This is a genomic window from Streptomyces sp. NPDC102467, from assembly GCF_044765445.1.
GTDB lineage: Bacteria > Actinomycetota > Actinomycetes > Streptomycetales > Streptomycetaceae > Streptomyces.
In genome coordinates this window covers 582,658-591,255 of record NZ_JBIWKA010000002.1, presented here as the reverse complement: position 1 = coordinate 591,255, position 8,598 = coordinate 582,658, and the positions used below count along the sequence as shown (strand labels likewise).

Annotated in this window: 7 protein-coding genes and 1 pseudogene; 5 read left to right on the top strand and 3 right to left on the bottom strand. The window is 72.4% G+C overall.

The annotated features are described in order from the left end of the window. The first annotated feature begins 226 nt into the window (after positions 1–226). The gene (locus ACIREE_RS05855; protein WP_404146772.1) at positions 227–805 is read left to right on the top strand and encodes a putative immunity protein; all 579 of its coding nucleotides are present in this window, start codon (positions 227–229) and stop codon (positions 803–805) included. A 246-nt stretch (positions 806–1,051) separates the two neighbouring features. Here the strand turns inward: ACIREE_RS05855 and ACIREE_RS05850 are convergent, their stop codons facing one another. Together ACIREE_RS05850 and ACIREE_RS05845 are read right to left on the bottom strand one after the other, a co-directional pair. After that, positions 1,052–1,228, bottom strand: a complete 177-nt coding sequence (locus tag ACIREE_RS05850; RefSeq protein ID WP_404146769.1) for a hypothetical protein — start codon at positions 1,226–1,228, stop codon at positions 1,052–1,054. A gap of 91 nt (positions 1,229–1,319) precedes the next feature. Then, positions 1,320–2,129 carry an SAM-dependent methyltransferase gene (locus tag ACIREE_RS05845; protein ID WP_404146767.1) on the bottom strand — a complete coding sequence of 270 codons (810 nt, stop codon included), beginning with the start codon at positions 2,127–2,129 and terminating at the stop codon, positions 1,320–1,322. 142 nt (positions 2,130–2,271) lie between these two features. On the opposite strand from ACIREE_RS05845, the gene ACIREE_RS05840 reads away from it, so the two are divergent. Next, the gene (locus ACIREE_RS05840; protein ID WP_404146764.1) at positions 2,272–3,159 is read left to right on the top strand and encodes a GNAT family N-acetyltransferase; all 888 of its coding nucleotides are present in this window, start codon (positions 2,272–2,274) and stop codon (positions 3,157–3,159) included. On the opposite strand, the gene ACIREE_RS05835 is transcribed toward ACIREE_RS05840, so the two are convergent. Further along, complete coding sequence (locus tag ACIREE_RS05835) at positions 3,109–4,617, bottom strand: amino acid permease (protein ID WP_404146762.1); 1,509 nt, start codon at positions 4,615–4,617, stop codon at positions 3,109–3,111. The genes ACIREE_RS05840 and ACIREE_RS05835 overlap by 51 nt on opposite strands. 165 nt (positions 4,618–4,782) lie before the next feature. Between ACIREE_RS05835 and ACIREE_RS05830 the strand changes: the two genes are divergently transcribed. The 3 genes and pseudogenes from ACIREE_RS05830 to ACIREE_RS05820 form a co-directional block, all read left to right on the top strand. Further along, the gene (locus tag ACIREE_RS05830; protein ID WP_404146854.1) at positions 4,783–6,210 is read left to right on the top strand and encodes an FGGY family carbohydrate kinase; all 1,428 of its coding nucleotides are present in this window, start codon (positions 4,783–4,785) and stop codon (positions 6,208–6,210) included. Beyond that, on the top strand, positions 6,207–7,628 hold the full coding sequence (locus ACIREE_RS05825; RefSeq protein ID WP_404146759.1) for an FAD-dependent oxidoreductase: 1,422 nt from the start codon (positions 6,207–6,209) through the stop codon (positions 7,626–7,628). Before ACIREE_RS05830 ends, ACIREE_RS05825 begins: the two co-directional genes overlap by 4 nt. Next, a pseudogene (locus ACIREE_RS05820) lies at positions 7,625–8,563 on the top strand (NAD(P)/FAD-dependent oxidoreductase); the annotation flags it as partial. The gene ACIREE_RS05825 and the pseudogene ACIREE_RS05820, both read left to right, overlap by 4 nt. Positions 8,564–8,598: the final 35 nt, after the last annotated feature.

The following is an 8,598-nucleotide window of genomic DNA, read 5'->3' as shown; positions in this document are numbered from 1 at the left end:
GCAATCCACACCGAACCGGAAGGCCCTCACCTGTTCAAGATCCCTCAGCCGAGATCTGCCTCACCCGTCCACAACCTCCCCGGACAGAACACCTAGGGTTCGAGCAACCATCAGCCCGTGCGGACCGATGGCTACTCGAAGAGGCCCCGCCCCGTACAGCACCGGGTGCGGGGCATTCGTGACCGGGGGCGGTGACCGGGCACGCGGCCCGCGCGAGAATCGAGTCGTGCCCGTCGACCCGGACTCCACTGAAGACACCATCGAACTGAGCGAACACGAACTCGGTGAGGTCGCCGGCTTCGCGGCTGAGTGCGCGCGAAGGGTGCTGTCGATCTTCGAGCAGAGCGAAGCGGACACACGCCCCCGTGACGCCATCACCGCGGCGGAAGCCTTCGCTGCGGGCGGTCGCCGCACGGCTGCTCTGCGGCAGAGCGCCTGGGCCGCGTACAAAGCCGCACAGGCGGTCGGCTCACCTGCCGCGGTCGACGCCGCACGAGCGGCGAGCCACGCGGCCGCCGCCGCGTTCCTGCACCCCAAAGCCAGCGCTCACCAGGTGAAGCACGTGCTCGGTGCGGCAGCGCATGCGGCCCGCGCCGAAGAGCTGGCATCGAAGAAAGAATCGCCGGAGGAATCGCCGGAGGAATCGGCGGAGGAGGCGGGAACCCTGGAATGGGCGCGTCTGCACGCTCCCGCGGCGGTCGCCGCGGTGCTCGGACGGCTGCCTGCCGCGCCGCCCGGAGGCGGCCGCGTGGGCGAGCTCATTCGCGATCTCGACGGCGGAATCGCGGCGCCGCGTGCCCTGTGAAATGGTGGGTGAGGGATATGTCCCGTTAAGCCCCAGTTTCGGTGCGGGGTAACCGGGGCGGATGCCCACCTGTCCACGCCAGTCCGCACCGGCTCGCATCAGTCCGTTTCGGTCTGTGCCGGTCTGTGCTGGTTCATGACCATTCATGCCCTTGGGAGGCGTCATGTCCTCGAAGCGCCGCCGTAAGAAGAAGGCCCGTCGCAAGCACGCCGCGAACCACGGCAGTCGGCCGCAGTCCTGAAGGCGTCACGCCCTCTGCACGAGTCCTCCACCGGCTGCCGTCGCCCACTCCGTGACGAGCGTCTCGTACTCCGCCCGGTCCTTGTCGGTCAACTGACCGCCGGTGCGCGCCCAAAGGTCGCGAATCTGCTGGTTGACCATGTCGGCGGACCGTGCGGAGCGCGGGGTGGGAGTGGAGGACATGTGAACGAGGGTAGGGGATCGGTACGGCTATGCGCTCCGGTCCGTCACGTGGGCATCGCCATGTGTGATGTTCGCCATTCCGCGCAACCTCTCACGGTTTGCGTGCAACACCCGCGTACAGAGGTACGGGAGTGCCGTCCCGCTCCTCGTCCACGGCCAGCTCCGGATGCCACTCCGGCAACCAGACCACGCCCGGGTCGAGCAGCTCCAGGCCCTCGAAGAACGCGGTCATCTCCGCCCGCGTACGCGGCACCAGAGTGACCCCGCCGGCCGCGTACATCTCGACGGCCTGACGGGTGCGCTCCGGGTCGTAGTCGGAGGCCAGTTGGGACAGGACCAGATGGCTGCCCGAGGGGAGCGCGTCCACCAGCGTGCGGATGATGTCGTACGCGCCCTGCTCGTCGGGGATGAAATGCAGGAGCGCGATGAGCGAGACCGCGACCGGTCGGTCGAAGTCCAGAATCTCCCCAGCAAGTTCGAGGATCTTCCGCGGTTCGCGTGCGTCGGCCTGGACGTAACGCGTCACGCCCTCCGGTGTGCCGCGCAGCAGAGCCGCCGCGTGGGCCAGCACGATCGGGTCGTTGTCGACGTAGACGACGCTCGTCTCGGGTGCCGCGGTCTGCGCGATGCGGTGCAGGTTCGGCTCCGTCGGGATGCCCGTGCCGATGTCGAGGAACTGCCGCACGCCGAGCCGTGCCGCGAGCATCCGCGTCGCACGCTGCATGAACCAACGGTTGTGCCGCGCCCCGTACTTGGCGGTCGGCTCCATCGTCGTGATCTGCCGGCCGAGCGCCTCGTCCACCGGATAGTTGTCCTTGCCGCCGAGGAACCAGTCGTACACCCGGGCCGGGTGCGGCTTGCTGGTGTCGATGCTGGGCGTGGCGGGGGACGTATCCGTCATGGGTCAACTCCCGGGTCGGCGAGCTCTGTTCGAGCGTACGTCCGATCATCCTGCCGTACGGGTGTGATGTGTGGGGCACGATCGGAGAGGATGACCGCGCCCCCAGGACAGGCTCTGGCCCCCGCGAACAGGAGCAGCGCGTATGAATGACGTGCCCCGGCGTCTCGACATCTCCAGGGCCGGCCCCGACGACTGGCCGGTGATCCGCGGCTGGGCCGCCGACGAAGGGTGGAATCCCGGGAACCTCGACGGGGCCAGTTTCTTCGCGCAGGACCCCGACGGATTCTTCCTCGGGCGGATCGACGGGGAGCCCGTCTCGGCGATCTCCGTCGTCAACTACGGTGCGGAGTACGCCTTTCTCGGCTGTTACCTCGTCCGGCCCGACCTGCGCGGCCTCGGCCACGGCATCGCCACCTGGCGGGCCGGTCTCGCGCACGCGGGCGCGCGCACCGTCGGGCTCGACGGCGTCGTGGCGCAGCAGCACAACTACCGTAAGTCCGGTTTCGAACCGGCCTACCGCACCGTCCGCTTCACCGGGGTCGTCCCCGCGCGCCCGGCCACGTCCGCGACCGCCGACGGGATCATGCCGATCGGGGACGGGATCGTGCCGATCGGCGACGAGCTCGCCCCGGGCCGCGCTGCCGTCCTCGCCTACGACAGCGCCTGCTGTCCCGCCGACCGGCCACGCTTCCTGAGGTCCTGGCTCACCACGGACGGGCACACGGCCCTCGCCCGCGTCGGCGACGGCCGCGTCACCGGGTACGGCGTGGTGCGCCCGGGGCGGGACGCATGGCGCATCGGGCCGCTCTTCGCGGACACCGCCGACGACGCGCGCGCCCTGTTCGACGCCCTCGCGCCCAGGGCCGAGCCGGTCAGCGTCGACGTACCGCAGACGAACACCGAGGCCGTCGCGCTCGTGGAGTCGCGCGGCCTCTCGGCCGGGTTCGAGACGGCCCGGATGTACACCGGGCCCGTCCGGTCATTCGCCCAGGGCCGCGTTTTCGGTGTGACCACGCTCGAACTCGGCTGATTCTGCGGGTACTTGCGGCGTGGCGTACGTGTCCTTCGCCGCGTACCACCACGCTGTCGCGAGAAGGAGGACCGCCGCGAGCGCCACGACCGCGTAGTTCATCGAGTCGACGGTGACGGGTGACGCCTGCGGCAGACAGAACAGGACGGTCACGCAGGCCACCCACACGACCGCGATCCAGCCGATCGGCCGGCTCCAGCGGCCCAGATGCCAGGGGCCGCGCTCGAAGCGGTCCCCCGCGCGCAGCCGCAGCAGCACGGGGATCGCGTACGCGGGCGTGATGCCGATGACGTTGATCGCGGTCACCGCGCCGTACGCCGTCGCCGACCACAGTGACGGCAGGGCCAGCACGCAGGCCGCCGACACCGACAGCCAGACCGCCGCGACCGGGGTACGCGTCCGGGTGCTCACCCGGCGCCACAGCCGCGAGCCCGGCAGGGCCCCGTCCCGGCTGAACGCGAACACCATCCGGCTCGCCGCGGCGACCTCCGCGTTCCCGCAGAAGAGCTGGGCCACGATCACCACGAGGAGCAGCGCCGTCGCCCCGCCCGAGCCGAGCGCGTCCAGCAGGATCTGCGCGGGCGGCACCCCGGTCGCGCTGTCCCGCGTTCCCGCGTAGTCCTGGATGGCGAAGGTCAGTCCGGCGAGCAGCACGAACCCGGCGATCCACGACGCCCAGATCGCCCGCACGATGCCGCGGGCCGCCGCCACCGACGCCCCGGACGTCTCCTCGGAGAGGTGCGCCGAGGCGTCGTAGCCGCTGAACGTGTACTGCGCGAGCAGCAGTCCGATCGCGGCGACATAGATCGGGTTGTGCCAGCCGGTGTCGTTGACGAAGTGCGTGAAGACGAACGACGGCGACTGGTGGTGGTCGGGCACGAAGGCGAGGACGCCGACGATCGCGCCGACGCCCGCCAGGTGCCACCACACGCTGATGGAGTTGAGGATGCTGACGAGCCGCACGCCGAAGAGGTTGAGGACGGCGTGCAGGAGCAGGATCGCCGCGAAGATCAGCATCGTCTTGCCTGGGGTCGGCGTGAAACCCCATTGGAGGTTCAGGAACGCGCCCGTGAACAGGGCCGCGCCGTAGTCGATGCCGGCGATCGCGCCCAGCAGGCCGAGCAGGTTCAGCCAGCCCGTGTACCAGCCCCAGCGGCGCCCGCCGAGCCGGTCCGCCATGTAGTACAGGGCGCCCGACGTGGGGTAGGCGCTGGTCACCTCGGCCAGGGCGAGGCCCACGAACAGGACGAACAGGCCGACGCCCGCCCAGCCCCACAGCATGACGGCGGGCCCGCCGGTGCCGAGCCCGAATCCGTACAGGGTCATACAGCCGGACAGGACGGAGATGACGGAGAAGCTGATGGCGAAGTTGCCGAAGCCGTTCATTCGGCGGGCCAGGACGGGCCGGTAGCCGAGGGCGCGCAGGCGCTGTTCCTCGTCGGGTGGTGCGCTCGACATGGTCTTCCCTCCGGTGGGGTCGGGGGTGCGGCCGCCCATGATCCATGCGGATGCCTCCAACGGCCAGAGCAAGCAGCCAAGTTGGGTGTCCTTGACGCGGATCGGGGCCGTGCCGCAGGCTGGCCGACGGCGATCAAGAGGCCGACCGGGGGAGGGGACGTCATGGTGAGCGGGCCCGTACTCGCCGTCGACCAGGGCACCTCCGGCACCAAGGCGCTCGTCGTCTGCCCGCAGCGCGGTGTGCTCGGCGCCGCGACGGCGCCCGTGCGGCCCCGGTACCTGCCCGGCGGCCGCGTCGAGGTCGATCCCGCACAGCTGCTCGGCTCCGTCCTCGACGCCGGAGCCCGCGCGCTCGCCGAGGCCGGCGAACCGGTCGTCGCCGCCGGCCTCGCCAACCAGGGCGAGACCGTCCTCGCCTGGGACCCGGCCACCGGCGAACCGCTCACGGACGCCATCGTCTGGCAGGACCGGCGGGCGGAGAGCGTGTGCGCGGAACTCCACGAGCACGCTGCCGAGTTGCAGGAGCTGACAGGGCTGCCGCTCGACCCCTACTTCGCCGCCCCGAAGATGGCCTGGATCCGCCGCCACCTCACCCGAGCCGGTGTCGTCACCACCAGCGACGCCTGGCTGGTGCACCGGCTGACCGGCGCGTTCGTCACCGACGCGGCCACCGCGAGCCGCACCCAGCTGCTCGACCTCGACACCGCCGACTGGTCGCCGCGCGCCGTCGAGCTGTTCGGGCTCGGCGACGAGAAGCTGCCGGAAGTCGTCGACGTGGCAGGGGAGTTCGGGACGACCGGCGCTTTCGGCGGTGCACCGATCCCGCTCGCCGGCCTCCTCGTCGACCAGCAGGCGTCCCTGCTCGCCCACGGCGTGACCGAGCCGGGCGCCGCCAAATGCACCTACGGAACCGGCGCGTTCCTGCTCGCGCACACCGGAGGGCGGCCCCGCCGCGGCTCCTCCGGTCTCGTCTCGTGCGTGGCGTGGCGGCTCGCCGGGCGCGGCAGCGACTACTGCCTCGACGGCCAGGTGTACGCCGCCGCGTCCGCCGTCCGCTGGCTCACCGACCTCGGCGTCATCGACGGTCCCCACGCGCTGGACGCCGTCGGCGCGACCGTGCCCGACAGCGGCGGCGTCACGTTCGTGCCCGCGCTGTCCGGGCTCGCCGCACCCTGGTGGCGCGGTGACGCCCGCGGTTCGCTCACCGGCCTCGGCCTGGACACCTCGCCGGGACACCTGGTGCGCGCGCTGTGCGACGGGATCGCCGCGCAGGTCGTCGCGCTCGCCGACGCCGTCTCCGACGAGCTGGGCGCACCTCTCGCGTCGCTCCGGGTCGACGGCGGCCTGACCCGCTCGGAGCTGCTCATGCAGACCCAGGCCGACCTTCTTCAATTCCCGGTGGAGGTTGCCGAGTTGGCCGACACGACGGCGCTGGGCGTGGCGGCCGCGGCCCGCCTCGGTCTCGATCCGGGTCTCTCCGTCGAGGACGCCGTGGGGCCCCGCGCCGCGGCACGCGTGTACGAGCCGCGCATCGACGCGGCGCAGGCCGAGGAGCGCATGGCCCGCTTCCGTGCGGCCGTGGACACGTCGTGACCGTCACCCGCACCGGCCCGCTGACCACACTTCCGTACGACATCACGGTCATCGGTGCCGGAGTCGTCGGCTGCGCGCTCGCCCGGGAACTGATCCGGCGCGCGCCCGCCGCGAGGATCGCACTGCTGGACGCGGCGGACGACGTCGGCGAGGGCACGTCCAAGGCCAACACGGCGATCCTGCACACCGGATTCGATGCCGTTCCCGGCTCGCTGGAGGCACGGCTCGTACGCGAGGGGCAGCGCCAACTGGCGGCATACGCACAGGATTCTGGTATCCCTGTCGAACAGGTCGGGGCTCTCCTCGTCGCCTGGGACGCCGCGCAACGCGACGCCCTGCCCGGCCTCGCCGCGAAAGCCGCCCGCAACGCGTACACCGAGAGCCGCATTATCGGTGCCGACGAACTTCGCGCGAGGGAGCCCCACTTGGGGCCCGGCGCCCTCGGCGCCCTCGACGTGCCCGGCGAGAGCGTCATCTGCCCTTGGACGACGACGCTCGCCTACGCCACCCAGGCCGTCCGCGCCGGTGTCGACCTGCACCTCAACTCCCCGGTGCGCGAGGCGGACAGGAGCCGCGGCGGCATGCATCATCTGACGACCGGGCGCGGACTCCTGCGCACCCGCTGGCTCGTCAACGCCGCCGGGCTGCACGCCGACACCGTCGACCGGATGCTCGGCCACGACACGTTCACCGTCACCCCGCGCCGCGGCCAGCTGATCGTCTACGACAAGTTCGCCCGCGACCTCGTGCGCCACATCCTGCTGCCCGTGCCCACCGCACTCGGCAAGGGGGTGCTCGTCGCCCCGACCGTCCACGGGAACGTACTCCTGGGCCCCACGGCCGAGGACCTCGACGACAAACGGGCCACGCACACCACCGCCGACGCGCTGGACCTGCTGCGGGACAAGGGCCGGCGCATCCTGCCGCGCCTGGTCGAGGAGGAGGTCACCGCCGTCTACGCCGGGCTGCGCGCGGCCACCGGGCAGGACGACTACCGCATCGACGCCCGGCCCGCGCAGCGCTACGTCACCGTCGGCGGCATCCGCTCCACGGGGCTCACCGCGTCGATGGGCATCGCCACGTACGTCGCCGATCTGCTGGCCGACAGCGGGTGCACCACGCTCGGCGCGCCGCGCGATCTGCCCCCGGTGGCGATGCCGAACCTGGGCGAGGCGTTCCCCCGTCCCTACCAGCGGCCCGAACTCATCGCCAAGGACCCGGAGTTCGGGACGATCGTCTGTCACTGCGAGCGCGTCACGCGGGGCGAGATCCGCGCCGCGCTGACCAGCACCATCCCGCCCGTCTCGACGGAGGGACTGCGGCGCAGGACCCGGGCGCGCGGCGGGCGCTGTCAGGGGTTCTCCTGCGGGGCCGCGGTGCGCGAACTCCTCGGCCGGGGGAACGGGGCCGGGGCATGAACCACGACGTGCGCCGCGTCGACGTGCTCGTCATCGGCGCGGGCCCCGCCGGACTCGCGGTCGCCACCGGGCTCGCCGCGGCGGGCGTCCGCGAGGTGGAGGTCCTGGAGCGCGAGCAGCAGGCGGGCGGAGTCCCGCGGCACTGCAGGCACGGCGGGTTCGGGACACGGTGGCGGCCCCTGAGCGGGCCCGCCTACGCGAGCCGCTCGGTGTGGGCGGCCGAGGAGGCGGGGGCCGCCGTACGGACCGGGGTGACCGCTCTTGGCTGGGCGGATGCCACGACACCGACGCTGGACACGGTCGGCGCCCATGGACACGAACGGATCGCGGCCCGCGCGGTCGTGCTGGCCACCGGCGCCCGTGAACGGTCCCGCGCGGCCCGCCTCGTACCGGGCACCCGCCCCGCCGGCATCCTCACCACGGGCGAACTCCAGCAAGCGGTCCACCTGTTCGGCCAGTACGTCGGCGCGCGGGCCGTCGTCGTCGGCGGCGACTCCGTCGGACATGCCGCGGTGAGCACCCTGCGCCGGGCCGGCGCCGCCGTCACCGCGCTGGTCACCGAGGACGGCGCGAGCCGCCGCGACCTGGACGCACGCCTGCGCCTCGGCGTCCCGGTGCTCACCCGCACCACGCTCACCGAGATCCTGGGCAGGCCCCGCGCCACAGGTGCCCGCGTCCGGCACGCCGACGGCCGCTCCGTCGTGCTCCCTTGCGACACCATCGTCCTCACCGGCGACTTCGTCCCCGACCACGAACTGGCGCGAAGAGGAAGCCTGTTGCTCGACGCGGACACGCGCGGCCCGGCCGCCGACGCGGCGTACCGCACCTCGCGTCCCGGTGTCCTCGCGCTCGGCAACCTGGTGCATGTGAACTGGTCCGCGCGGGCGGCCGCCGCGGAGGGCCGCCGCGCGGTGACCCCGCTCCTGCGGCACCTCGGCATGCGCTGAGCGCCTGTCTTTGAACCCCCGCC

Bases quoted from the DNA above. Each gene is read 5' to 3' on its own strand.
- ACIREE_RS05850 (WP_404146769.1), bottom strand. From the start codon at position 1,228: ATGTCCTCCACTCCCACCCCGCGCTCCGCACGGTCCGCCGACATGGTC.
- ACIREE_RS05845 (WP_404146767.1), bottom strand. From the start codon at position 2,129: ATGACGGATACGTCCCCCGCCACGCCCAGCATCGACACCAGCAAGCCG.
- ACIREE_RS05840 (WP_404146764.1), top strand. From the start codon at position 2,272: ATGAATGACGTGCCCCGGCGTCTCGACATCTCCAGGGCCGGCCCCGAC.
- ACIREE_RS05835 (WP_404146762.1), bottom strand. From the start codon at position 4,617: ATGTCGAGCGCACCACCCGACGAGGAACAGCGCCTGCGCGCCCTCGGC.